Annotated in this window: 23 protein-coding genes, 1 rRNA gene and 1 pseudogene; 11 read left to right on the forward strand and 14 right to left on the reverse strand. The window is 38.8% G+C overall.

What is annotated here, in order from left to right:
- Nucleotides 1–25: 25 nt before the first annotated feature.
- Nucleotides 26–1,069, reverse strand: a complete 1,044-nt coding sequence (locus F1560_RS11785) for a YkvI family membrane protein (RefSeq protein WP_149474831.1) — start codon at nucleotides 1,067–1,069, stop codon at nucleotides 26–28.
- A gap of 146 nt (nucleotides 1,070–1,215) precedes the next feature.
- Between F1560_RS11785 and F1560_RS11790 the strand changes: the two genes are divergently transcribed.
- The 4 genes from F1560_RS11790 (at nucleotide 1,216) to F1560_RS11805 (ending at nucleotide 4,427) form a co-directional block, all read left to right on the forward strand.
- Nucleotides 1,216–1,848 (forward strand): TetR/AcrR family transcriptional regulator, encoded by a 633-nt coding sequence (locus F1560_RS11790; RefSeq protein ID WP_149474832.1) that lies wholly within the window; start codon nucleotides 1,216–1,218, stop codon nucleotides 1,846–1,848.
- The gene (locus F1560_RS11795; RefSeq protein WP_149474833.1) at nucleotides 1,845–2,534 is read left to right on the forward strand and encodes an MBL fold metallo-hydrolase; all 690 of its coding nucleotides are present in this window, start codon (nucleotides 1,845–1,847) and stop codon (nucleotides 2,532–2,534) included. The genes F1560_RS11790 and F1560_RS11795 overlap by 4 nt, the downstream gene beginning before the upstream one ends.
- 76 nt (nucleotides 2,535–2,610) lie before the next feature.
- On the forward strand, nucleotides 2,611–2,955 hold the full coding sequence (locus tag F1560_RS11800) for a YrdB family protein (RefSeq protein WP_149474834.1): 345 nt from the start codon (nucleotides 2,611–2,613) through the stop codon (nucleotides 2,953–2,955).
- 86 nt (nucleotides 2,956–3,041) lie between these two features.
- Nucleotides 3,042–4,427: a class II fumarate hydratase gene (locus tag F1560_RS11805; protein ID WP_149474835.1), complete on the forward strand. Its 1,386-nt coding sequence runs from the start codon at nucleotides 3,042–3,044 to the stop codon at nucleotides 4,425–4,427.
- A 65-nt stretch (nucleotides 4,428–4,492) separates the two neighbouring features.
- Here F1560_RS11805 and ptsG read toward each other — a convergent pair whose 3' ends face one another.
- The 3 genes from ptsG to helD form a co-directional block, all read right to left on the reverse strand.
- A complete protein-coding gene (gene ptsG / locus F1560_RS11810) occupies nucleotides 4,493–6,508 on the reverse strand; it encodes a glucose-specific PTS transporter subunit IIBC (protein WP_149474836.1) in 2,016 nt (671 codons plus the stop codon).
- Nucleotides 6,509–6,677: 169 nt separating this feature from the next.
- Complete coding sequence (gene glcT / locus F1560_RS11815; RefSeq protein WP_149474837.1) at nucleotides 6,678–7,520, reverse strand: glucose PTS transporter transcription antiterminator GlcT; 843 nt, start codon at nucleotides 7,518–7,520, stop codon at nucleotides 6,678–6,680.
- A 472-nt stretch (nucleotides 7,521–7,992) separates the two neighbouring features.
- Nucleotides 7,993–10,299: an RNA polymerase recycling motor HelD gene (gene helD, locus F1560_RS11820; protein ID WP_149474838.1), complete on the reverse strand. Its 2,307-nt coding sequence runs from the start codon at nucleotides 10,297–10,299 to the stop codon at nucleotides 7,993–7,995.
- 462 nt (nucleotides 10,300–10,761) lie between these two features.
- On the opposite strand from helD, the gene F1560_RS11825 reads away from it, so the two are divergent.
- The gene (locus F1560_RS11825) at nucleotides 10,762–12,324 is read left to right on the forward strand and encodes a peptide chain release factor 3 (protein WP_149474839.1); all 1,563 of its coding nucleotides are present in this window, start codon (nucleotides 10,762–10,764) and stop codon (nucleotides 12,322–12,324) included.
- A gap of 129 nt (nucleotides 12,325–12,453) precedes the next feature.
- Nucleotides 12,454–12,660 (forward strand): YjzC family protein, encoded by a 207-nt coding sequence (locus F1560_RS11830; RefSeq protein ID WP_095307602.1) that lies wholly within the window; start codon nucleotides 12,454–12,456, stop codon nucleotides 12,658–12,660.
- 76 nt (nucleotides 12,661–12,736) lie between these two features.
- Here F1560_RS11830 and uraA read toward each other — a convergent pair whose 3' ends face one another.
- The 3 genes from uraA to trmB form a co-directional block, all read right to left on the reverse strand.
- The gene (gene uraA, locus F1560_RS11835) at nucleotides 12,737–13,996 is read right to left on the reverse strand and encodes a uracil permease (protein ID WP_149474840.1); all 1,260 of its coding nucleotides are present in this window, start codon (nucleotides 13,994–13,996) and stop codon (nucleotides 12,737–12,739) included.
- A 260-nt stretch (nucleotides 13,997–14,256) separates the two neighbouring features.
- On the reverse strand, nucleotides 14,257–14,718 hold the full coding sequence (locus F1560_RS11840) for a hypothetical protein (protein WP_149474841.1): 462 nt from the start codon (nucleotides 14,716–14,718) through the stop codon (nucleotides 14,257–14,259).
- A gap of 92 nt (nucleotides 14,719–14,810) precedes the next feature.
- Nucleotides 14,811–15,446 (reverse strand): tRNA (guanosine(46)-N7)-methyltransferase TrmB, encoded by a 636-nt coding sequence (gene trmB, locus F1560_RS11845; RefSeq protein WP_149474842.1) that lies wholly within the window; start codon nucleotides 15,444–15,446, stop codon nucleotides 14,811–14,813.
- A gap of 143 nt (nucleotides 15,447–15,589) precedes the next feature.
- Here trmB and F1560_RS11850 point away from each other — a divergent pair, with 143 nt between their 5' ends.
- Nucleotides 15,590–15,877 (forward strand): YtzH-like family protein, encoded by a 288-nt coding sequence (locus tag F1560_RS11850; protein WP_149474843.1) that lies wholly within the window; start codon nucleotides 15,590–15,592, stop codon nucleotides 15,875–15,877.
- Here the strand turns inward: F1560_RS11850 and F1560_RS11855 are convergent.
- The 6 genes from F1560_RS11855 to F1560_RS11880 all read right to left on the reverse strand — a co-directional run bounded on the left by F1560_RS11855 (nucleotide 15,864) and on the right by F1560_RS11880 (nucleotide 21,617).
- Nucleotides 15,864–16,679, reverse strand: a complete 816-nt coding sequence (locus F1560_RS11855) for a phosphotransferase family protein (protein ID WP_149474844.1) — start codon at nucleotides 16,677–16,679, stop codon at nucleotides 15,864–15,866. The genes F1560_RS11850 and F1560_RS11855 overlap by 14 nt on opposite strands.
- Before the next feature lie 91 nt (nucleotides 16,680–16,770).
- Nucleotides 16,771–17,700 (reverse strand): diacylglycerol/lipid kinase family protein, encoded by a 930-nt coding sequence (locus F1560_RS11860; RefSeq protein WP_149474845.1) that lies wholly within the window; start codon nucleotides 17,698–17,700, stop codon nucleotides 16,771–16,773.
- A gap of 3 nt (nucleotides 17,701–17,703) precedes the next feature.
- Nucleotides 17,704–18,645 carry an NERD domain-containing protein gene (locus F1560_RS11865; RefSeq protein WP_245347829.1) on the reverse strand — a complete coding sequence of 314 codons (942 nt, stop codon included), beginning with the start codon at nucleotides 18,643–18,645 and terminating at the stop codon, nucleotides 17,704–17,706.
- A 39-nt stretch (nucleotides 18,646–18,684) separates the two neighbouring features.
- Nucleotides 18,685–19,239, reverse strand: a complete 555-nt coding sequence (thpR, locus tag F1560_RS11870) for an RNA 2',3'-cyclic phosphodiesterase (protein WP_149474846.1) — start codon at nucleotides 19,237–19,239, stop codon at nucleotides 18,685–18,687.
- 10 nt (nucleotides 19,240–19,249) lie between these two features.
- Nucleotides 19,250–19,969, reverse strand: a complete 720-nt coding sequence (locus F1560_RS11875) for a pseudouridine synthase (protein ID WP_149474847.1) — start codon at nucleotides 19,967–19,969, stop codon at nucleotides 19,250–19,252.
- A gap of 31 nt (nucleotides 19,970–20,000) precedes the next feature.
- Nucleotides 20,001–21,617, reverse strand: a complete 1,617-nt coding sequence (locus F1560_RS11880) for a putative polysaccharide biosynthesis protein (protein WP_149474848.1) — start codon at nucleotides 21,615–21,617, stop codon at nucleotides 20,001–20,003.
- A 297-nt stretch (nucleotides 21,618–21,914) separates the two neighbouring features.
- Between F1560_RS11880 and F1560_RS11885 the strand changes: the two genes are divergently transcribed.
- The 4 genes and pseudogenes from F1560_RS11885 to F1560_RS22825 form a co-directional block, all read left to right on the forward strand.
- Complete coding sequence (locus F1560_RS11885; protein ID WP_149474849.1) at nucleotides 21,915–23,189, forward strand: BaiN/RdsA family NAD(P)/FAD-dependent oxidoreductase; 1,275 nt, start codon at nucleotides 21,915–21,917, stop codon at nucleotides 23,187–23,189.
- A gap of 66 nt (nucleotides 23,190–23,255) precedes the next feature.
- Nucleotides 23,256–23,462 carry a hypothetical protein gene (locus F1560_RS11890; protein WP_149474850.1) on the forward strand — a complete coding sequence of 69 codons (207 nt, stop codon included), beginning with the start codon at nucleotides 23,256–23,258 and terminating at the stop codon, nucleotides 23,460–23,462.
- A 320-nt stretch (nucleotides 23,463–23,782) separates the two neighbouring features.
- A complete protein-coding gene (locus F1560_RS11895; protein WP_149474851.1) occupies nucleotides 23,783–24,970 on the forward strand; it encodes a dicarboxylate/amino acid:cation symporter in 1,188 nt (395 codons plus the stop codon).
- A gap of 215 nt (nucleotides 24,971–25,185) precedes the next feature.
- Nucleotides 25,186–25,500: pseudogene (locus F1560_RS22825) on the forward strand (helix-turn-helix domain-containing protein); the annotation flags it as partial.
- 124 nt (nucleotides 25,501–25,624) lie between these two features.
- Here F1560_RS22825 and rrf read toward each other — a convergent pair.
- Nucleotides 25,625–25,740 (reverse strand): 5S ribosomal RNA (rrf, locus tag F1560_RS11905).
- Nucleotides 25,741–25,850: the final 110 nt, after the last annotated feature.

Below are 25,850 nucleotides of genomic sequence, written 5' to 3' on the forward strand. Positions count from 1 at the left end.
TTTGCAACTATTATCACTTTAAATCTCACTTCTCCGGCATCCGCTTTACGATCAATAAAAAGAGCATAAACAATCCCAAATAGCCAAATAGCGGATAGAGAACAGTCAATAATTTTCCATAGCCTGCTTGACTAATAACGAAAATAACAAATAGAATAAGTAAAACCGCATGCTGATAACGCAGGCCGAATGCTGCTTTTAATTGCCGTGTGATCCCGAAGACATTTCCAACAACTGTATTAAAAATTTCTCCAAATATAACGAGAAGGAAAAAAACATGGATCATACTGCCAAACAGTTTAACGATTTCTGCCATTGGTATATCATAGGTAAACGTCGCTGGAAAAGCAGACAATGAAAAATGACTCATGATTAATATGAAAAAGAGACCAAGTCCACCAAGGAAACCGCCCCATTTTAAAATACGCTCATCGCGAATCTCGTTCCCTAGTGGTACAAGTACAACAAGTGCTGTCATTAAATTAAAGGAAGAGTAGGTTAGTGGTGATATGATCCATTCCCAACCTTCTGAATGAATGCTTGCCATCACTTGTCCAATTAGACCTTCTGTTCTACCATTAAAAATGGATACAAATACAAACAAACTAAATAAAATCATTAATGGAACGATATAGGAATTAATTGCAAAAATACCTTTCATCCCTTTTAACACAACAATATAACAAAGAATCATGGTTATCATAATTCCAAATTGGAAAGGCAGACCAAGCTGTTCGTGAAAAACTGCCCCCGCCCCAGAGAGCATGACGGAGGTGACGCAAATGACAACGATAAACATAAATAAATTAACGAATTTGCCACCTTTTGAACCGAACAAATATACATTTAATTCTTGATACGAGTAAGCTCCTATCCGGGCAGATATAATCATAATTTTCGTCCCGATAAAAATAAACAAAAAGCCCGTTATGACAATACCTACCGACCCAAACGCTCCGTGCATACTAAAAAACGTAACAATTTCCTTGCCTGTTGCAAATCCAGCACCAACAACCGTTCCAATATATGTTGCAGCTACTAAAAGAATAGAAAACCATTGTTTTGCCATCGCCTCACCTCCCTCTTCATGTATATGCTGTGGGCTTCGATAAAAGACGAGCATTTCGAATTGGGAATTTTAGTTTTCTTGACAACATTACTAACCACTGGTTATTATATAACCAGTGGTTAGTAATTAATAAAGGAGTGATTCATTTGACGAATAAACATTTACAACGTGCGGAAGAAACAAAACAAACAATTTTAACTGCTGCTGAAAAGCTCTTTGTAAAAAAAGGATTTGATGCAGTATCAATTCGAGAAATCGCAAAAGAGGCAAAATGCTCACATACAACGATATATCTTTACTTTAAAGATAAAGAAGCATTGCTTCACGAGCTTTCCATGCCATCCTTAGAAAAACTGTACGATAGCATACGAAAAATTACAGATACTGCTTCAAAAACTGCTGAAGCAAAACTGAAAGAAATAAGTCATCTATTTATCCGCTTTTGCTTAACAAACAAAAACATGTACACGATTTTTATTAATGAAAAATCTTCAAGGGTAGATGAAGTTGATCCTAATCTCGAAATAAACAAAATTCGTATTCGACTTTTTTCATTAATTCAACAAACACTTGGTGAATGCATTAAAATCAAAAGTGATGAGCAATTATTAGCTTTTTCTCGCATTTACTTTTACAACCTATATGGAATTTTAAGTACCTATTCCTATCAGCATGAGCCTACGGAAGTGTTAATCGAACGCTTAACACCAACTTTTGACCTCTCTGTCGAAGTGCTTCTCTCTGGTTTTAAACAAATAGTAAGGAGTGAACAAAAATGAAAATGAAACAGGTTTCTGAACATATTTGGAGCATCAAAGAATGGATGCTTATCCCGATTCATGTATGGGTAGTTATCGATAAGGAAGGTGTGACGCTCGTAGATGCCGGAATTCCTAAGATGGCCAAAGGTATCTTAACATCTATCAAGCAATTAGAGGCAGGCCCATTAAAGCACATTCTCTTAACACACGGACATTCGGATCATGTTGGCGCACTAAAAAAAATCCAATCAGAAACGCAAGTTCCAGTTTTCGCACACAAAATGGAAATCCCTTATATGGAGGGGGATAAGCGCTATCCAAGAAGAAAAAAGTTTGAAATGAATGTAGAAAAAAATATGGTTCAGCCTCTTCCGACCGATAAACATGAAGTACCCATCCAGTTTTCTGGATTGCAACCGTATCTAACACCAGGACATTCACCTGGTCATGTCGTCTATTATCACGAAGCAGATAATGTATTATTAGCTGGCGATCTGTTCACATCAAAGCGCGGAAAAATCCAGCAGCCAATGGCTCTTTTTACTGGTGACATGCAGGTAGCAGTAAAAAGCAGTACGATTCTAGAGCAATTACAACCAGAACGGTTAGAAGTATGCCATGGTGATTCTGTATTTCATCCTGCCGCTCAACTGGAAGCTTACATGAACAAAATGGAACAAAAGCTAAAGATGAGTATTAGATAACTATTTCCCAATTAATTTGACAAAATCCTCTTCTTAGAAGTCCTTCCTACTTCATTAAATACAAGGAGCTACTGCGATGTTCATTTTTCAATATGCTTTATATGCCATTCTATTTTTATTGGAATTAGTTGCGCTTATTGCCTTTTCCAATTGGGGTTTCCAACAATCAAAAGGGCCGTTTATGAAGATTCTGTTTGGGATTGGCACTCCACTGTTTGTCGCTATTTTCTGGGGAATGTTTCTGTCTCCAAAAGCTGCCATAACAATCCCATTCTCTCTACAATTACTGCTTCAATTTATTTTATTCGCCTTGGCAGCACTATCCTTACACGCTACTGGAAAAAGTGGTATTGCAATTGTATTCTTCATAACTTTTGTCATATCCAAGCTGCTCATACTAGTAATTAAACGCTCTAACTAGGATTTCCACTCAAAAAATTCGTAGAGTGCGCAATACAAAAATGGAAATACTACTACTAATTACTTGAGGCAAAAAGGAGAGATAATATGACAGCTTCCGAGCAATATCGTATGGAAAGAGATAGTTTAGGTGAAATATTAGTACCTTCTACAGCATATTACGGAGCACAGACACAGCGAGCCAAGGAAAATTTTCAAATTAGTGGAATGCGACTTCCTAGATCTTTTATTCGGGCACAAGGAATTATAAAAGCTTCAGCAGCAAAAACAAATATGGAATTAGGTTTGCTAACAAAATCAATTGGTGAAGCGATTATTGAAGCAGCTGAGGAAGTAATCCAAGGTAAATGGGACAGTCATTTTGTTGTGGATGTGTATCAAGCTGGGGCCGGCACATCACAAAATATGAATGCCAATGAAATTATTGCCCACCGTGCATCGGAGCTATTAGATGGAACACTAGAATCCCATCGGGTACATCCAAATGATCATGTCAACATGGCACAATCGACGAATGACACCTTTCATACCGCGCTCCATATCGCAGCCATTGAAAATATGAATAAACGGCTGCTCCCTGCCATTTCGCAACTACAACAGGAGTTACAACGAAAATCCGTTGAATTTATGCCAATCATGAAATCTGGACGAACACATCTACATGATGCCATCCCTATTCGCATGGGGCAGGAATTCTCCGGTTATGCCGAAACCATTCAAGCCGCCCTTAATCAAATCGAAAAAGCAGCAGACAGTTTATACGAAATTGGTTTAGGCGGCAATGCGATCGGAACAAAGATGGATTTACATCCAAACTATATTCCAAAAGTAATAAAAGAAGTTTCGAATCGCACCAACTTGGCTTTTCGCGAACCTGCGAATATGTTTGAATTCATGCAGAATATGGGTGCTCCGATACGTACCATGATGACATTAAAGGAGTTGTCGATTCATTTAATTAAAATAACGAGTGATTTACGCTTATTAGCATCCGGTCCAAGGACTGGGTTAGCCGAGATTACACTCCCTTCCGTTCAACCGGGATCAACGATTATGCCAGGAAAAGTGAATCCAGCAATATTAGAAATGACACATATGGTCGCATGCCAAGTCATTGGGTATGAAGCAGCTATTGCTACAGCGGGAATCGCTGGCCAATTAGAAATTAATGTGATGATGCCATTAATTGCCCACACCCTTCTTGAATCCATTGAGTTACTTGCCAATGCTGTTCAAACCCTTGTAACAAAGTGCATTAGTGGTATTCAAGCAAACGAGGTAATATGCAAGCATTGGATGGAGGAGAGTTTATCTTTAGTTACTGCAATAAGCCCAATTATGGGATATGATCGCGCCGCACAGATAGGCAAAGAAGCAGATGATAAAGATATAACCATTCGAGATGTACTAGCGCAACAAGGACTACTTACTCCTGAAATCGAGAAAGCATTAGACCCTAATAGTATGGTATAACACATGGAAAAACCCCCTAACCACTTTATTGTAGCTAGGGGGTTGCTGTATTAACATACTTTAAATTAAGCAATCGTATCTCCAGCATTTACATGCTTCTTATCTGGAACCGTTACTGCTTGTCCATCTGGAACACTTGTAAATACAACAGGTGTCACAATGGATTTGGCTTTCTTGCTAATAATGTCAAGATTTGCTTTTAATAAGGCTTGTCCAGCTTCGACAATATCGCCTTCACCAACTAGTGTTTCAAAACCTTCACCTTGTAGGTTCACAGTATCAAGACCGACATGAATCAGAATTTCTTTACCACTATCAGATAAAATTCCGATTGCATGCTTCGTTGGGAATACCGTCATAATTTTTCCGTTTACCGGTGAAACAACGACACCTTCTTCCGGAACAATCGCAAAACCATCACCCATCATTTTTCCAGAAAATACTTCATCCGGGACTTCTGTGATGGAAATGATTTCACCTTTCATTGGTGAGACAATCGTTTCATTTTCTCCGCCAGTTGTGGCTTCAGCTTTCACGACGTTTTGATCATTTTCTTTTACTGGACGCGGTGTTTTCCCTGACATAATATCCTGTATTTGTCCCTTAATAATATCTGAACGTGGTCCAAATATCGCTTGGATATTATCCCCTACTTCAAGCACTCCAGCAGCTCCAAGCTTTTTCAGTTTATTTTTGTCGACATTTGCCACATTACCTACAGAGACACGTAAACGCGTAATACATGCATCTAAATGCGTAATGTTTTCTTGTCCACCCATTGCTTCTAATACATTATAAGCAAGCTCGCCAGCATCTGCTGACTCACTCTCTTCATCTTCTTCAACCTTTTCACGACCTGGCGTCATCAGGTTGAATTTTTTAATAAAGAAACGGAATAGGACGTAATAAATAACCGCAAACACAAGACCAGCTAATATCGCTAACCACCATGGCTCTTGTCCAGGTAAAATACCAAATAACGCAAAGTCAATGGCTCCACCTGAGAAAGTATAGCCGATATTAACCCCTAAAAATGTCATCAATACAAAAGATAATCCATCTAAGAATGCATGCAGAACGAATAACAGTGGTGATACAAACATAAATGAGAACTCAAGTGGTTCTGTAATACCAGTTAAGAACGATGTCAGTGCACCAGATGCAAGAAGCCCTGCCACTAATTTCTTTCTTTCAGGTCGTGCTGCGTGATACATAGCAAGTGCTGCAGCTGGCAAACCAAACATCATAATTGGAAATTCCCCAGCCATGAAGTTACCAGCAGTAATTTCCACGCCATCTCTTAGCTGAGCAAAGAAGATCGTCATGTCACCACGAACAATCTCTCCTGCTACCGTTGTATACGTTCCAAATTCATACCAGAACGGCGCATGGAAAATATGATGCAATCCAAACGGAATTAATAAACGCTTGATAAATCCAAAGAAAAATACTGCCAAATAAGTACCTTCTTCAATTAACCAGTATGATGCAGCGTTCATCGCTTCTTGTACAGGCGGCCAAATGAAAAGAAGCACTAAACCTGCAACAAAAGATACTGCTGCTGTCATAATTGGTACAAATCGTTTCCCTGCGAAGAAACCAAGGAATGAAGGCATTTCAATATCATGATAGCGATTGTAACAGAATGCCGCAATCAACCCGACTACAATACCCCCAAACACTCCTGTTTGCAGCGTAGGTATTCCAAGTACCGCCGCAAACCCTGGGTCACTATCGATCATTTCTGGTGTAACAGCCATCCATGATCCCATAACCTGATTTAGAACAAGGTATCCAACAAGTGCTGCTAGAGCCGCCGCTCCATCACCAGCAAGTCCAATGGCAACCCCAACCGCAAAGATAAGTGCAAGATTCGCAAATATAATATTTCCTGCATCTTCCATAACTAAAGCGACTAATTGAATCCAATCCGCATTTAGAAACGGAAGATAGTTTAGCATTGTCTCCTGCTGGATAGCATTTCCTATTCCAAGCAAAAGACCCGCTGCTGGCAGCAATGCTACTGGCAGCATCAAAGCTTTACCGACTTTTTGTAACACACCAAAAGCCTTTTTAAACATTGTCATCTTCCTCCATTTTAAAGTATCCAACAAACACTTTTTGAAAAACAAAAAAGACATGAGTAGAGACCACGATAAACGAATGGCAAAGGCTCTTGTAACCCTTGTCATTTATTCATGTGATTATCTCGACTCATGCCTGATCGAATCAGTAACACGTAAGATAGGATTAATCTATTTTATTGTTTAACCGCTGGAGATGCATCGTTAAGTAAACCACTTCTCCATCGTATACAGAAGTATTTAGTGTTTGTTGCATTATTTTAATTAACTTCCAAGCAAGATTATAGCACACAGGATACTCCGTTTTCAAGAGGTTTGCAATTTTTTCTGGTTCCTCAATTAACTCGTTGTTTATGATTCGTTCAATTGTATAACGAAGATGCCTCACGAGACGTAGGTAATGTATGCTTTCTTTATCAATTTTAATTTGTAATTGATCTTCAATCACATTAATTAGCTTCGTCACAAGCTGGGAGTATTTATTTAAATCAGCTATCGTTTTCTCTGTAATTGCACTATGAATATGTAATGCAATAAAACCGATTTCCCCTTCTGGCAGTTCAAGCTGCAACGATTGATTAATATAATCAACAACATCTGCTGCAATTTCATATTCTGCAGGATAAAGCGCCTTTGTTTCCTTCAAAAATGGATTTTTAATCGCCATTCCCTTTAGTAAACGACTGATTGCAAATGCAATATGGTCTGTGAATGCAACATGTACCTTCTCATGTAAGGGTGTGTTTGATCTTGCTTGAATGATATTAATTGATTCAATGATCGTTTTTAATACTGCTTCATCCACCTGAGGCAAAAGCTTGATATAGTTTGCTTGTTCCTTTTCATTTCGTAACACAAATAGCTTTTCAATCACATCTTCGGTAATTGTATCATTTTTTTTGCGATTAAATCCGATACCCTTCCCAATTAAAACTACTTCCTGCCCCTCGTTATCACTTGCAATCAACACATTGTTATTCAATGCCTTTTTTACTGTATATAAGCCCAAGGCCGTTCTCTCCTCTTCCTACCTTCTATCTTCATTACTGAATCCCCGCTCCTCAATTGTTTAATATAGCATAACCTAAAGAGAGTTTCACTATTTATACTGTGGAGGCCAGGTTTGGCTTGTTTGCAGATTGCTTCGATATGTCGCGATTTTGGGTGGAGAGAATCGCTTTTCCTATGGTTATAATCGGCTTTCGGTGTAGGTCCTGTCGCGGTCTGATCGCTTTTGATTGCGGGGTGCTCGTCCTTTAATATCAGCAGTTTGCTTCTTGCCCTCAGTATGGTTAACCCTAAATCGTTTGACCAATAAAGTATGAGCAATACACTTCTTTTTACGAGCATAACTCCTAGCCTAGCTGAGCGCAAAACCACCAAACACGAGCTCCCCCTTCTAACCAGCAGACCCTAGAGAAATCTGAGCACACAAACATAACAAGCGCGCAACAGCCAATTCCAAGAAACTACATAATTCATTAACTTTTCACATTGTATAACGCTTCAGGAACAGCCTTAATAAATAAATTCGGCTCATCTTTACTAATCATTATCAAAGCATGCATCGCTCTTGTACAGGCAGTATAAAACAAGGATTTTTCAGACTCCGAACAATAGTGCGCAGAGGACGCATCGGGTATGATGACAGCATCAAATTCAATTCCTTTCGCCAAATAGATTGGCAAAACAAGCACACCTTTTTCAAATGTATAGGTTTCTTCATTTACCAAATGGATGGCTAGCTTATCTTGTAATAAATGATAGATCTGTTCACTCTCCTCTAGCGTCTTACATACCAATGCAACTGTCTCGTTCCCCTTTTCCAATTGCTCCTCCACACACGTAAGTAAAGTTGTCGTCCACTCACTTTCATTTCGCAAGTTGATGAGTTCCGGCTTACCGCCTTCTCGATTAAACGGTTCAATTGGTTCATCTCCAGGTGCAAAATACGTTGTAAAATCCACAATTTGTTTTGTTGAACGATAGCTTTTTGTCAGTGTAATTCGCTCATGACTTTCTTCATGTTCTGCTGGTATGAGTGGATTTTCTTTTGAAACATGCGTATAAATAGCTTGGTTTACATCCCCTAAAAGCGTCATTCTTGTGTATGGAAAAAGATGCTTGATATAGGCGAATTGAAAGGCGGAGTAATCCTGGGCTTCATCGATAATCAACTGACGGACAGATCGATCGGCACTGTCTCCTAGCAATCTTCCTTTAAAATAGAGATATGGCGTAGCATTTTCCCACGTTAGAAATTTCTGAGCTAAATCCGTTGCAATTTGGGCGCGAATATCCTGCCAATCGTTTGGTAGCTCTTTCGGATTCCATTCAGTAAATAACTGTTGATAAGTGGCTAATATATTTACAAACGCCAACTGTTCCACACGTTTTTTCAACGGTTGGAAAAAGCGCCTCACCATATATCTTCTTAATATTTTCTCTTCATCTTGAACTGTACTCGATTGCATCTGTTCTTCAGCTCGGTGATATGCACGCATATAATCCTCTTTATCCAGCAATTCGATCTGTTCCATTACCCAGTCCTCAGCTAATTCCTGTTGCTGATATTTACTTAATTCCTGTTGCAGCCATTTTGATACCATTTCCATCTTATTTGGGATTGCTATCTCTTTATCTAAGCTGTAAAAGTATGCATGAATCTGTTCTTTAGCAATAAGTGTGCGACCGCGAAATTTAATAGGTTTAAATTCAATCCCATTTTCAATTAAAGCAGTCGTATAAGAATCAATCAATTGTTTAAAATCTAACGTCGACAAATAATCCATGCTCTTCATTCGAATTGGATAATGTTCACTTTCTTTTTGCGTAAGTACATATTCCATCTGCTCAAATGGTGATTCAATAGTAAGCTTGTCGCCAATTCCTTTGCTTAAATAGTCCAAAAAAGTCATTTGTCTGACATTGGTTTCACCTAACTCAGGAAGCACATTGGAAATATAACTACTAAACAATGGGTTCGGGGAAAACAGGACAACATTATCTGCATGCAATTCCTCGCGGTGTCGATACATTAAATAAGCGATTCGCTGTAAAGCAGCAGACGTCTTTCCGCTCCCTGCCACACCTTGAACGATTAAAAGCTTGCTACGTTCATTTCGAATAATTTTATTTTGTTCTTTCTGTATGGTAGCTACAATGTTTTTCATTGTTGTACTCGCATTATTCCCCAACGCTTGCTGCAGTAGCTCATCACCGATTGTAACACCTGTATCAAACATACCTTCAATGATGCCTTGTTTGATAATGAATTGGCGTTTTAATGTTATTTCACCAGATATCGTGCTATCCAATGTTTGATAATGAGCTGGCCCTGGAGAGTAATCATAGTACAGACTCGAGATTGGTGCGCGCCAATCATAAACAAGAAAGTCTTCTTCTGCGTGATCCATCAAGGAGGCAATCCCAATATAAATCGAGTCCTTCTCCGTTCCAGGATCTTCAATAAAGTCAATTCGACCAAAATAAGGAGTATTCCGGAGTCTTTGTAATGTTTGCAGCTCTTCGCTTATTTTTCCATGGAATCGCTCTTTTTCCGATAGTAATGCCGCTTGCTGTTTAATGCTTTCCTGCGTTTCAATAATATCATCAGGTTCATCAACGTTAACTGTGACGTCATCCCAAAAGGTTTTACGTAGCTCAACAACGCTTTCCTTTAATCCCGCAGACCGTACATAGAGCTTTTCTTCTTTATCGTTGATCTCTTCTACAACCTTCTCAACCCGACGCTGTTCAAACAAGCGATTATCTGTATCTTGACTCATTACATCCAACCCTTTCTCAATTAATTCAACTTTTTTATTGACAACAGCAGTAATCATTTGATATAATTATAATTGGATAGATGTATTTTTACATCGATGATTATTGCTAACTTACTTAGTATAGCATTTTTATTTACGTGCGACAATATATTGTTTACTTACTATCATCATGCAAAATAAACTGAATTTATAACCAAAAGAAGCAAAGCACTACACGCAGCTTCTTTTTTTGTGCTTATAAATGGTTAAAAAAACTGGATGGACTCTCCCACTCTGCCCCGCTCCGCAATTGTGAACTTCAGCCTTATATCCTCAAATTTCAGCATTTCGACCTCATTTATCAGCATTTAAGCAGTGAACATCAGCCAATCTAAAATGCAAGTATCAAAATTCAAAGAGTGACAGGCACCTCTTTCATATAGTATGATGAAAGAATCTTTAAGAATAGAAGGGATTATTGGAATGGCAATACATGAAGAAGTGAAAAAACGAAAAACATTTGCGATTATTTCGCATCCCGATGCCGGAAAAACAACAATGACGGAAAAGCTGCTATTATACGGAAATCTCATTCGTTCAGCAGGTACCGTTAAAGGGAAAAAATCCGGGAAATTTGCTACATCAGACTGGATGGAAATCGAAAAACAACGCGGGATATCCGTAACCTCCAGTGTAATGAACTTTTTCTACGAAGGCTATCATGTCAATATTCTCGACACTCCTGGACATGAGGATTTTAGTGAAGATACGTACCGAACATTAACAGCTGTCGATAGTGTTGTGATGATTATTGATTCTACAAAAGGAATTGAGCCCCAAACAATCAAGCTGTTTAAAGTATGTCGAATGCGCGGTATTCCTATATTTACGTTTATAAATAAATTAGACCGCGAAGGGAAAGAACCACTTGAGCTATTAGAGGAAATTGAGCAAGTGCTCGATATTGAAACATATCCAATGAATTGGCCAGTTGGCATGGGCAAACAATTCCTCGGCATATTCGATCGTTATGGTAAGCAATTTGTGCAGCACCATACCAATGAAGCAGAAACCTATATTCCATATGCAGAATTAGATAATGTTGAGCATGAGGAGCTTACAACGAACCCAACCTATGAAGCGGCCAAGGATGAGCTGGAATTAGTTGCAGAAGCCGGTGATCAATTTTCACTGGATGCTATCTTGCATGGTGAGCAAACTCCTGTATTTTTCGGTAGTGCCCTTGCCCCATTTGGAGTAGAGCTCTTTTTCAATACATTTATCTCAATGGCTCCAACACCAACACCGAGAAAAACAACCGAAGGAATTGTCCAACCAGATTACGAAGATTTTTCTGGATTTATTTTTAAAATCCAAGCCAATATGAATCCTGCCCACCGTGATCGAATTGCATTTTTACGGGTTTGTTCCGGAAAATTCGAACGTGGAATGAACGTCAAATTATCACGAACAGGTAAAATATTCAAGCTTTCCCAATCTCAACAAATGGTTGCTTCATCAAGAGAAACTGTTGAAGAAGCATACGCGGGCGATATTATTGGCATATACGATCCAAATGCTTATCAAATCGGTGATACATTAATAACTGGTAAGGAAACATTCGAATACGACGAGCTACCAGTATTCCCACCAGAATTATTTAAGAAAGTAACCGCAAAAAATGTTATGAAATCGAAGCAATTTAGAAAAGGAATTGAACAGCTCGTTCAAGAAGGGGCCATTCAATTATTCCGCGATCGACTTACGGATTCCTTTATTTTAGGTGCTGTAGGTGAGCTGCAATATGACGTATTTAAATATCGCATGCAAAACGAATACAATGCAGAGGTTCTCTTTGAGTCAATCGGAGAACGAATTCCCCGCTGGCTGAAGGAAGACCAAGTTGATGAATCATTATTTGATGGCGGCAATTTACTTGTTAAAGACCGTCATGGTAATCCACTTGTTTTATTCCGAAACGAATTCTCATTAAATTGGTTTAAAGATAAGAACCCGAAAATCGACTTAATTGACCTATTAAGCTAATTTAGTATGTACGTGTGTGTCCATCATGTGGATGCACACTTTTTCTTTACATTATCCTTATATTGCCACGTATGAAGCACCTCAAGATAATCATAATAAGAAAAACGAAAACCAAGGGGTGAATATGTAATGGGTGAAAGCAGACAATTTCGCGCTGGGCAAAAAGCACCGAATAACGGTGTTTATATTGAAATTGGTGAAACTGGAGGAAATGTCAATGACCCTCAGAAAGTTGAACTAAATGCAGGAGATACATTTCCCGAAAACACGAATCATAATCGTCTTTGGACAAACAAACGTCACCTTACAAGACCTGGAAAACCAGGTGTCCAGTAAGCTCCACACCATTCCTCAATTCTTAGAAAAAAAGCTCTGCAGTTCATCCTCCCCTGCAGAGCTTTTACATGCCTATTTATTCATTTGATAATTTAAGTGTATTAAACAATTTAAACAGTAAGCTGACCACAATCGCTACAACTGTTGCCAGCCCCATACCTGTTAATGCCACTGTTCCAATTGTAATAGACGCACCACTAATCCCGATTGCTAGCACTACACAAGTAAGAATTAAGTTTTGCGAGTTATTATAATCGACCTTCTGTTCCACTAGCATGCGAAGTCCACTTACCGCAATGATACCGAAAAGCAGTAACGAAATTCCGCCCATTACCGGTGTCGGAATCGAGGAAATGAGCGCTGCTAGCTTTCCACAGAAAGATAGAATGACCGCAATAATTGCCGCTCCCCCTATAATCCACGTTGAGTAGACACGTGTAATCGCGAGTACCCCAATATTTTCACCGTACGTTGTGTTCGGAGTGGATCCAAAGAAACTGGAAATCATGGTCGAAATACCATTACCGAATAAAGAGCGGTCCAAACCTGGATCCTTTGTTAAATCTTTATCTACAATATTTCCGGTCACAACTAAATGACCGATATGCTCCGGAATAAGCACAAGCGCTGCTGGTAAAATAATTAAGATATCAGACCAATTAAACTCAATTTGATAGTAGGTCGGCATTTGAATCCATGCCGCTTCCTTTACTGCTGTATAATCAACAATACCGAAAAGTGTTGCGATAATATAACCAGTTATAATCCCAAGTAAGATTGGAATAATTTTTAAAAATCCACGCATCGTTACCCAATAAATAATGGTTGCTCCTAATGTAAGCAATGAAACTGTCACAGAAACTGCTGTATTTGTTGCACCTTCTGTCGGTAAAAGACCTGCCATATCTGCGGCTACCGGAACAAGCTCTAATCCAATTACAGCCACGATTGCTCCCATTGCTGCCGGCGGGAAAATGACATCAATCCAAGAGGTTCCCGCATACTTAACAATGATACCGACTAGAACAAGCACTAACCCTACAACAAAGAATCCACCTAGTGCTGCTCCATAGCCTCCTCCGACAGTTAATACAGCCGTTACCGGTGAAATAAAGGCAAAGCTGGAGCCTAAATAAGCCGGGATTTTTCCTTTTGTAATTAAAATGTATAGCAATGTTCCAATCCCATTCATTAATAAAATCGTTGCTGGATCGACACCGAATAAAATCGGGACTAAAACGGTAGAACCGAACATCGCAAATAAGTGCTGAAAGCTTAATGGTAAACTTTGTAATAATGGCAACCGTTCATCTACTTGTATTTCACGTTGTTTCATTTCTTTCTCTCCTCTGTTCGTCTTTAAGAATCTCAGGTTTGTCACACGATAGACTTTCCATATCCATGCAAAAAACACCTTACCGGGCGAACTGGCAAGGTGTTTGCTTCAAGCAGCACACGGCAGCAGGCATAGCCTACTCCCATTTGTACATACATATCCGTCTCATCCTTACCAGCCTCACGGGACTGATTTAAAGGTAATTCATATTATTGTTAATCCTATTATTGCAAGAAAGGGCGCAATATGTCAAGCTATTTTTAATCCTCTGCCACTAACTCAAAAACCTCCATTTGATTGTCCCATTCAACCGTGACCTCTACAATTTGATCTTCACGAACAAATGCACCATTTCCTCCGCCTGAGTGTGTAAAAACACGATCTGTTAAGGATTCATCAATTTCCATCGTGGTACTACCAGAACCGGCAGGTGAAGTATATTCATAATGAATTTTCTTTATCGCTGCCAGTTCCTTATCAGTCCCTTTAAAAATTAGTTGCAATTCATCTGTTGCGTAACTATCATACTGATTAACGCCATTTCGCTTATAAAACCGTTCTTCACCTATAACTCGAAAGGACGCTTCCCAGTTGTCACTCTCCCCTTTCAGGGTAAAATCATAGTTATAAACATTTCCTCGTACCGCTCCATTAACAAAATAGCCTGTAACAAAAAGTAACACCGCACCAACCAGAACAGCGATAACTTTCTTCCAGTTCACTGCAAACACCTCTCTATTTGACATAATTTTCTTACTATTATTATAACAAAAAAGACCATCACACGATATAGTTGATGGTCTTTTTTCGTATATTAAAAACTCGCTCTACTACGATAGATGACTTGTCCCTTCGCAGAGAACTTTTCCTCATACTCTGTCATGATATTCAATGGATCCGCGATTGCATGTAAATCCAAATTCACTTCTTCCAAATTCATACCGAAAGCATTGAAGCTAACAAGTGAATATTCAAATAAACCGCGATTATCTGTTTTAAAAATAACCTTGCCAGATGGATCAAGAATTTCTTTATACTGCTCTAAAAACGTATGATACGTAAGCCTTCTTTTCTCATGACGATTTTTTGGCCATGGATCGGAGAAGTTTAAATAAATCGTTGCAATTTCATTTTCAGCAAAAATATCTCGTAAATCAGCAGCATCTACGTTTAATAGCAATAAATTATCCACTTCTGCATCTAACGCTTTTTGTGCTGCTGTTACAATGATACTCTTTACGATTTCAATCCCAATAAAATTAATCTCTGGATGCTGCTTAGCCATCCCTACAATGTATTGCCCTTTACCAGTTCCCACTTCAACATGGATCGGATGATCATTATTAAAAAGTTGTTGCCATTTCCCTTTATGCTCCATTGCATTTGGAACAATCAGTTGGCTATTTTCCTGCAAAAAATCATCCGCCCACGGCTTATGTCGTTGACGCATTTTAAAACCCTCGCTTTATTACTTTTTATATAAAAATATGATGAACAGCCACGCCCAGTCCGTACGTACTTCGCTAATCGGGCACTCCTGCTTTTGTGTATAGAAAAAATGAAACAGACTAAACTAACCTCGAGGTGATTACAATGACGCTTTCCGTTAACAATCAATTAACATTATTATATGATATTTTAGATGAACAGCAAGCTGACTGCTGTGGTAGTGTCAGTGAATACGAACAGATTATTCGTTTAGTCGAATCAATGGTAAGAAACAACAGCATTACAAATGAACAACTGTTAAGTCTCTTACCAGATATTTATCATTATGGCAGACAAGGCGTGTCCGCACAAAACCTGCCAGATCACATTACGGCACATAAAAAAAATATGGATGATTGGATTAACGCCTTACAGCAAACTACTTTAGAATAAAGTGGCGAATATGTTCATTCAATTCCTTTAAATCACGTAACCGTTCCGCCATTTTCTCTGGTTCTTTTCGTTGTGCATGCCAACCTAGAAACCTTAGAGCATCCTGCACGAGATACCAGTACATGCGTTCAAACAGGTCATTATCTGGGGTAATCCCATATTTATGCAACCAATCATTCCAGTTCTCCCTTGGGATGTACCATTTAAGCAGCATTCCAAAGTCTGTCACGGGGTCCGCAATCATCGCATTATCCCAATCCACTAGAAAAACATCACTGTCCTCGGTAAGAATAAGATTATTATGATTAATATCGCAATGGCAGACGACAAGGTTTTGATTCCGTGTTTTTGGGAGTAACTGTTCAAGGTGCTTCATTGCCACTTGAACTTCCTGATGTTTCATAAGACCCAAGGATGTTAAAAGGCGCTTTACATAGCTAAAGCTATCATCCGACGTGACAGGCTTTTTCCCCATCCGCATAAGCATGTGCAATAGCTCAGACGAATGATGAATTTTATACAATATGTCCGCTACTCGCTGATGTTGCATTTCATATGACTTTAGCGCTCTGCCTTCAAGCCATTCCTGCGCCGTAATAACATCACCATTTTCCAATCGTTTCGTCCAAATCAGCTTGGGAACGATTCCTTCAGCAGATAGTACAGCAAGAAACGGAGATGAATTACGTTTCAGAAAAAGTCTTCTGTTATCTTTTTCTGCAACATATGCATCACCAGTAAGTCCGCCCGCCGGTGTTATTTTCCATCCTACACCTAATACTTGTCCAAGCCACTCGATCATAATTCGTTCACATCTTTCAAAATTAGCATTCAATAATACATTTTATAGTGATTTCCTTTAAAATACAAATAACTTTTTCTGTAATGCTGATTTATTTTGCCCACACCTCGTTTATTCCAGTAATATGTATTGCTTCTTTTTGCTTTGAAATGGACGTGAAACGGCATGTTCCCGCCTGACCATCCGTTTGAAAAGGGATGGTTGTTTTCGAAGTCAATTTCACTGTCGTTGCTTCTAGTATCTCCACTTCTTTGAATCGTGTATGTATACCAAGGAAAACAGTCATAAACAATGCTAGTACCTTCCATTTGGAAATAGAATGGATAATTAATAGCGGGAATACGTTCGGTCGGATTACAGCATTTGGTATAATCTTCATCCCGCCTCCATAATAAGGATGATTTGCAATTGTCACCATCCAGCAATCCTTTAGTATCCGTTTTTCATTATCAATTTCAAGCTCAATGGACATCGGTTTATAATACATTAAAACATATATCAATGCTATAACATAACTAAGGGTTCCAAGTCCAACCGCGTTCAAAAACCTTCGATAACTTGATTGATTTGCAGCGTGTGCGATTGCAGCATCAAAACCAAAGCCAATGCTATTGACAAATTTACGCCCAGCATGATGGTCTACTGTATAATTCCCAATCCAATAAGGATGTGTTTTTCTATGTTCCACAATTTCCCGTAAAATCTCTTCTGGCTTCCCTTTAATTCCACAGCCTCTAGCAAAATCATTCCCAGATCCAGCTGGTATAAAGGATAAAGGTATATCTGTCGTTGTTAAGCCATTCATAACCTCGTGAATCGTCCCATCTCCACCAATGACGATAATGGTTTTCTCTTCTGGGGCCGCACTAATCTTTCTTGCAATAGCTTCTCCATGACCTTCATATTCAGTGAAGAAATACTGACTATCGATTTGCCGGTAAACAGCACTGTTTTGAATATCGGAAAACACTTTTAGAGCCCGACCAGATCCTGCTTTTGGATTAATAATAAATAGATACATATACTATTCCTCCATATCGACAATCGTTGTTGGACCCGTATCCACTTCCCATTCAGGACGTCTGATGGAGGATGACTTACAATGCTTTAATAAAGCCTCTATCACCTTTAATTGTGCGCTTTTTAAAGGAGATGTTAGCAGCCGCTTTTCTTGAAACCAATCTGGATATTTTGATTGGTCAACCAGCTTTGTTTGGTATGGCTCTGTTGCAAAAACGATTGAATTTGTTCGTGATAGCACTGTCTTTTCAATTGGAAAATTAATGGAATAAGTTTGTAAGATACTGCGAATAAGTTTTTCAGTGCGCTTTAAGGCAATAAGTGGGCTTAAAATTTTCGTTTGCTTCTTCTCTTCTTCAACCAACCATGTTCGTTCATCACCGGCCATAATGACCGCACCTGATTTTTTTTCAACAAAATAGATAATCTCGATACCAATAGGACTAACCAAGATTATTTCCGTTTCAACTGGTGCTTTTCTTATCTCAAACACAGGAAAATACATCACTAAATACGTATCTGGAAAACGCTGCAGCAAATAGCGTAAGAGAGGGTCTTGATAATATCCTCTATCTACAATTGATGTGTGCGTAACGGTAGAAGTGGCCCACTTCATTTGGAATTGAAACAGCTTATCTAAAAAATAGTGCTTCAGTTCCTCTTCCGATTCAGGTAAATCAGCATATTGATTGCTTTCCTGTTTCGGCTCCTTTTCGTCCACCAGATCGTTACCTCGTTTAAATTTTGCCTTCAGCTTCGAAAATGAGGACCGCTCATCTCGAGGCTGAGCTGCCTCATCTGTTTCTGTGATCGATTCTCCGTTTTCCGGATTTTCCCAAATAGAATATAACTTATTCCAATTATCTTTTTTTAGTCGGATATATTGTGTTGGGTAACGATAAGCATCCCATTCGTAACGTGATAGATAATCTTGAAGCTTAATCAACTGCGCGATTGCTACCACCTCCTTTGCGTTAACAACTCATTACTGCAGTCGGTATCGTTTCACAACTTCATATTTTGGTGTCTGCTTTGGATGAATACGGTATAAAACGACCTCTGCTACATGCATGAACCGTGTTTCATCCCAGGCTTCCTTTAAGTTTTCTATGGTATCTCTTTCTAGAGAGTCTATTCCATTCCATTTCTTTGCAAGTGTAATATGTGGTGTATACGCTCGTCCCTCTTCCGGGAAACCAACAGTTATTGTAGACGATTCAACGCGTTTTTGAAGCTGGGCCAATGCGTTCGTCTTGGTAACTCCCGCCCACAGTACACGTGGCTTATTCGGATTACCAAATACACCGAGCCCGCCGACCTCAATATCAAATGCAGAAACTTGTTCAATCACATCTAACGCTTCTGTTAATTGTCTTATTCTATTATCGTCCACTTCACCTAGAAATTGTAGTGTAATATGCAAGTCCTTCTGATGGGTCCATTGCTTATACGTTAATTTCTTTTGCAGTTCATCTTGCCAGCCGGAGAAAAACTCCTGCAGGTTTTCTGGCAATTGAATTGCGATGAAATAATGTGACATGCTTATTCCCTCATTTGTTTTTTAATGACATACAGTAAGCTAATTCTCTCTCCGTTAACGGGCGATACGATCCAAGTTTTAAAGCAGGATCTAACTCAAGCTTTCCCATGCTTAGTCGTTTAAGATAAATAACCTGCTTCCCAACTGCTTCAAACATCCGCTTCACCTGATGAAACTTACCTTCTGTGATCGTTATTTCGATTTCGGATATTGCATCACTTTGTAAAATGACAAGATCACCAGGCTTTGCTTTATAGCCATCCTCAAGTACAACCCCTTCACGAAAAGCAGTTATATCATCTACTGTTACCTTCCCATTTATTCGGGCATAATAGGTTTTTCTAATGTTCTTCTTTGGAGAAACAAGCTCATGAGCGAGTTCTCCGTCATTTGTAAGCAAGAGGAGGCCTTCTGTATCTTTATCCAGTCTCCCAACAGGGAATGGACTAAAATGCTGCACATCCCCTCCTAACAGGTCAATTACCGTTTTCTCGCGCTTGTCTGTCGTTGCTGATATATACCCAGGAGCTTTATTCATCATCAAATAAATATACTGCTCGTAATAAATGACCTCTCCATTTACAGCAACCTCATCGTTGTTCGGATCTACCTTTTCACCACTATCTTTAGAGACGACACCATTAACCGTAACCTGTTTCTTCTTTAGTAAAGCTTTAACTTCTTTTCTACTCCCAACGCCCATGTTGGATAACAATTTATCAAGTCGCATCTATCTATATTCTCCTTTTACAGATATCATTTTATCTCCGTAAAAATCTTCCCACCAACGGGATTCTTCCTCCAAATATATGTTCCAGCAACGTTGACGCATAAGCTAATACAAAGTAAACAATGGCGCCACTACCTGCCGCAACAGCAAGCATTACAATAGTAGCTGGGCGCGATGTTTCATAAGGAAGAAATAGTCCCAAAACAGCTTTTAAAGTCCAAACAACGATACACATAATTAATGTAAAAATTCCAATCAATATCGTTCTTTTTAAAGTTTGTTTATATTTAAAGTTAAGCGCAGTTTTTATACGCCATAGATTTAATGTAACTGCAATTCCCGCTGCCAGCGCAGTTCCAAAGATTGCTCCTTTCGCTCCAAACATATGAATCAGCTGACTGTTGAGAAGCACCTTCACTAATAAACCAGCTATTAAACTTAACACCGCGTAATTTTGCTGATCGATACCTTGCAGAATTCCAGCTGTCACCGTAAATAAAGCAAATAATAAGGCAACTGGTGCATACCACGCGAGCAATGGACCTGTTACTCCAATATCCTTTAAACCAAATAATCCACCATAAGCTTCATTGGATAGTATAGCAATCCCCACAGAAGCAGGTATAACAACTACTAAAATAATCTGTAGTGCTTGGTTAATTTGCTTCGTATACATGACCTCATTTTTTTGTGTATAGGATTCGGTTAAACTTGGCAACATAGCTAAAGAAAGCCCAGTAGCTACTGTCATCGGAATGATGACAATCTTATGTCCAGCATTCATGATGGCTGCAGCAGCTGGAATAAATATATCTTCTCTTCCACTCGCTAGCAGTGCTGGTTCAAATGTAAACTGATCAACGAGCTGATACAACGGAATCGCCAGTCCAACCAAAACGAATGGGCCAGCATAACGAAACAGCTCTTTAAATAAATCTCTTGTTGGAATTGCATACGTATACTTTTGCTGTGCAATTTGCTTCTTGATGAAAGGCTTTCTTTTTTTCCAATAAATCGCCAATACAAGACAAGACCCAACCGCACCAATAAATGCTGCAAATGTTGCGAAGCCTACAGCTGTTACAATTGTTCCACCTAAAAGATTAATAATAATATAAGCACCGATTAGGATAAAGCCAATTCGTACAATTTGCTCAACAACCTGCGACACAGCTGTCGGTCCCATCGATTGATGTCCTTGAAAGAAACCTCGTATAATACTCATCGAAGGAATAATGATTAAAGCAATACTGACCATACGTGTAACAAACGCCACATCATCAGCCGTAATTTCCCCATTTTTTCCGCTAATTTGAAATCCAGCTATCCAATCTGCACTAAAAAACAGAATTAGAAAAGCAAGCAAGCCAGTTCCAAGCATAAGTATGCTTCCTGCTTTAAACATACGCATTCCTGTCTCATAATCTCCATGTGAATTATACTTGGAAACAAACTTTGAAACAGCTACCGGTATTCCGACTGTTGAAATACTCAGGAAAATACTGTACGGTACATACGCATATGCGTAAAGCGCAGTACCAGTAGCTCCTACAAGTGCATAAAAAGGAATAACATAAAGCATTCCAAGAAATTTTGATAAAAACGACGCTCCTGTCAGCAGCATCGTACCTCTGACAATTTTCGACATTATTTCACCCGCATCTTTATTAACATTCCAATTCCGGAACTTCTTTTTAAAAAATACCAACCTTCATTTTACCACACTTAAGCAACAGTTTCTTCCTATATTATTCACCTGACATCATCATTTTTTGGCAAATACGAAATTAAAAAACTTTCCTATTTGCATACATGCATCTAAATCATTTACATAAAAGGCATTCAGAATGCTAAGTTTTCGAATGAGCTTTTCAATTTTATTTGGTCAACTATAGCGGAAGGCATAGGATAAATGGTAATATACTTACGAAAGGAATGAATCGAATTGACTTATGACGTAATTGTAATTGGTGGAGGTCCATCTGGGCTTATGGCAGCCATTTCGGCAGCCGAGCATGGGGCAAAAACAATGCTTCTGGAGAAGGGTAAAAAGCTCGGTAAAAAGCTTGCCATCTCTGGCGGCGGTAGATGTAATGTAACAAACAGACTGCCGCAAGAAGAAGTAATCAAACATATCCCCGGAAATGGGAAATTTCTATATAGTGCTTTTTCAGTTTTTAATAACTACGATATTATCGACTTTTTTGAAAACATGGGTGTAGCATTGAAAGAAGAAGATCATGGCAGAATGTTCCCTGTTTCTAATTCTGCCCAGAGCGTTGTCAATGCACTGATTGATAAATTAAATGAATTACATGTGAACATAAAAATGAATACAAAGGTTGAAGCTGTTCACTACGATGACACGAAACATACCGTTATTTTAGAAAACGGAGAAAAAATACACACCAAATCAATTGTTATTGCAGCAGGCGGAAAAGCTGTCCCACATACTGGTTCTACAGGTGATGGCTACGCTTGGGCGAAGAAGGCAGGACATACGATTACAGAGCTCTATCCCACGGAAGTTGCACTGACATCAAAAGAGCCTTTTATTCAAAATAAAAGCCTGCAAGGACTTTCCTTACGCGATGTAGCTTTGTCTGTATTAAACAAAAAAGGAAAGCAAATTATAACGCATCAGATGGACATGCTGTTTACACATTTCGGTATATCTGGACCAGCGGTATTAAGGTGCTCCCAATTTGTCGTTAAGGAATTAATGAAGGGAAATAAACAAGTTCCTATCCTTTTGGATGCCTTGCCTGATAAAAACGAGGAAAAGTTGGTGCAAAACCTCTTGGTAACAATGGAAGAGAATCCGAAAAAGTCATTTAAAAATGTGATCAAAGGAATTGTGCCAGAGCGTTTACTAAACTACATCCTTGCTCAAAACAATGTAACAGACGAGCAAAAATGTGCGAATGTATCCAAAGAAACAGTTCGCTCCATTGTACACACAATTAAAAACTTCCACTTCCATGTGCACGGATCTTTACCGCTTGAGAAAGCATTTGTAACAGGTGGCGGTGTTTCTATTAAAGAAATCGTACCAAATACAATGCAGTCCAAATTAATGCACGGCCTTTATTTTTGTGGGGAAATTTTGGATATACACGGCTATACTGGTGGTTACAATATCACATCAGCACTTGTCACAGGCAGGCTTGCTGGAATGAATGCAGCCACTGAAGCATCTTATATGGTATATGATTCCTAGCATTTTTTCGCTCACTTCGGTCAACCTAAGATTGTCTGATACTTTGACAGAAAGGGTTGATGATACATGCAAAAGAACGGTGCTTGGTTACCACTTCTTGCTTCCGTCGGCGTTGGAGCAGCTACCTACTATACCATGACCAGAAATAATCAAAACCTTGGTCAAGTTGCTCAAAAGTTCTTACCATTTATGTCTGGTGGAATGGGTGGGAACAACGGGAATAATGGAAATAATAACGGTAGTGGAAGCATGGGTCCCTTTGGAATGAGCTAATCAGATAGGAAAAGCCTAATTACGAGCATAAAATATCATTCGATGGTATTTAGTTTTTCATATGCTAGTAATTTCTGGATAAGCATAGGCTTTTAAAATTTCGCATACACCTTACCTAGATGGTGTATAATTCATTGCATTTCACTAATGCAGTTAGGAAGTATTATGCTGACTTATCAGCAAACAAAAGCGTGCCATTATGGTACGCTTTTATGCGTTTAATCACTTTAATATTTCGAATTATGACACTTTAGATATAAGGTAGTCTATATATTATCAGTTAGTGTATACTTGAAAAATATATATCAAGGAGGACAAAAATGAAACGAATTGGTTTACTCGCACGAATTATTATCGCAATTATATTAGGTATTGCCATTGGTTCCTTCGCAAATGATTGGATCATACAATCATTTGCAACATTTAATGGGCTCTTTGGTAACTTTTTGAGCTTCATTATCCCACTCATTATTCTTGGTTTCATCACACCAGGAATTGGAGAGATGGGCGGTGGTGCTGGAAAACTGTTAAGCGTCACTGCCGCGCTTGCGTATGCCTCAACAATCATTGCTGGAATCATTGCTTTCTTTACAGCAAAGAGTCTTTATCCTACAATGCTTAGTGGTCAATCCCTTCAAGCATTTACAGATCCAACTGCTGGATTAAGTGAAGCATTTTTTGTGATTGATATGACACCACCAATGGAAGTCATTACAGCATTATTACTCTCATTTGTTATCGGTATTGGAATTGCAGCTGTTAGAAGCAATACCCTACTTAAGATAGCTAATGATTTTCGAGATATCGTCCAGCTTGTCATTGAAAAAGTAATTATTCCGTTGCTCCCATTCCATATCTTCGGGATTTTTGCCAATATGACGCATGCAGGACAAGTTGCAACGATTCTAAGCGTTTTTGCAAAAGTGTTTATGATGATTATTGCACTTCATATTTTATATTTAGTTGTACAATATTCTGTTGCTGGTTCATTAAGCAAACAAAATCCATTCATTATGCTAAGAAAAATGGCCCCTGCCTATTTTACTGCATTAGGAACGCAATCATCAGCAGCAACTATTCCAGTAACATTAGAACGCACGAAGACTTTAAAGGTACGAGAAAGTATTGCAGATTTTACTGTACCATTATTAGCAACGATTCATCTTTCTGGAAGTACAATAACATTAATGAGCTGTTCACTAGCTGTATTATTCTTACAAGGTGCAACCGTCTCGTTTGGATCTATTTTACCTTTCTTGCTTATGTTAGGTGTTACGATGGTAGCTGCACCAGGTGTGCCAGGAGGAGCCGTCATGGCTGCTATTGGATTGTTAGAGATTATGCTAGGTTTCAGTCCTACAATGGTATCTTTAATGATTGCACTATACTTAGCCCAGGATAGCTTTGGAACTGCATGTAATGTAACTGGTGACGGAGCTATAACCATCATTACCGATTCAATTAGTGACAAATTAAATATTACAGAAGCTGATAAAACAAAAGCTTAGCATCCCCCCTGAGAGTTAGAGTGAAAAATCTAACTCTCAGGGGGTTTTTATGGCTCAATATAATAACGAATTTATATGACAACCTAAGGATATAAATCATTGGCTAAAAAATATAATATAAGCAGTACAAATCGAATATATGAATGGGTAAAAGCTTATAATCACGGGGTTTGGATCGATTAAAATGAAGAAGAAGTGTTCAATTTAAATTAGATACGGTACAATTAATGTTAAAGACAGGTGATTCTTATTTAGAAACTGCTGTTCAGTTTGATTTGAACAACCCTTCCTTAATTGTACGTTGGTTGAAAGCATTTCGCGAACAAGGAATAGAAGGCCTGAAAGCAAAATCTAAGGCGAGACTTTCTATGTCATGTCACGCAAAACAACCTGCGCAGACAACGCTTCGTTGGAGAATTTCTTTGGTATTTTCAAGCAAGAAATGTATTATGGAGGAGAATTACAAAGACGGATTGAAGAATATATCCACTGATATAACCATGCAATCAAAAAAATTTAGCTGCATATAAAAACTTTAATTTTTGCGGGCAACGACCTCTAAATCCCTTTTATTTACAACTGTTTAGTGAAAACAATATCCTCAATGCATCCAAAAAGGAGTTACGAAAATGATTCGTAACTCCTTTTAAATGTGCCTGGCGGCGTCCTACTCTTGCAGGGACAAAGTCCCAACTACCATCGGCGCTGAAGAGCTTAACTTCTGTGTTCGGGATGGGAACAGGTGTGACCTCTTCGCTATTGCTACCAGACCTATATTTTTTTCAGGTTTGCACCTTCAAAACTAAATAAGAGTAAACAAGACATCGAATAAAGAAGTTAGTTAAGTCCTCGATCGATTAGTATCCGTAAGCTTCACGTG

The organism is Oceanobacillus polygoni (assembly GCF_008304605.1).
Lineage (GTDB): Bacteria > Bacillota > Bacilli > Bacillales > Amphibacillaceae > Oceanobacillus > Oceanobacillus polygoni.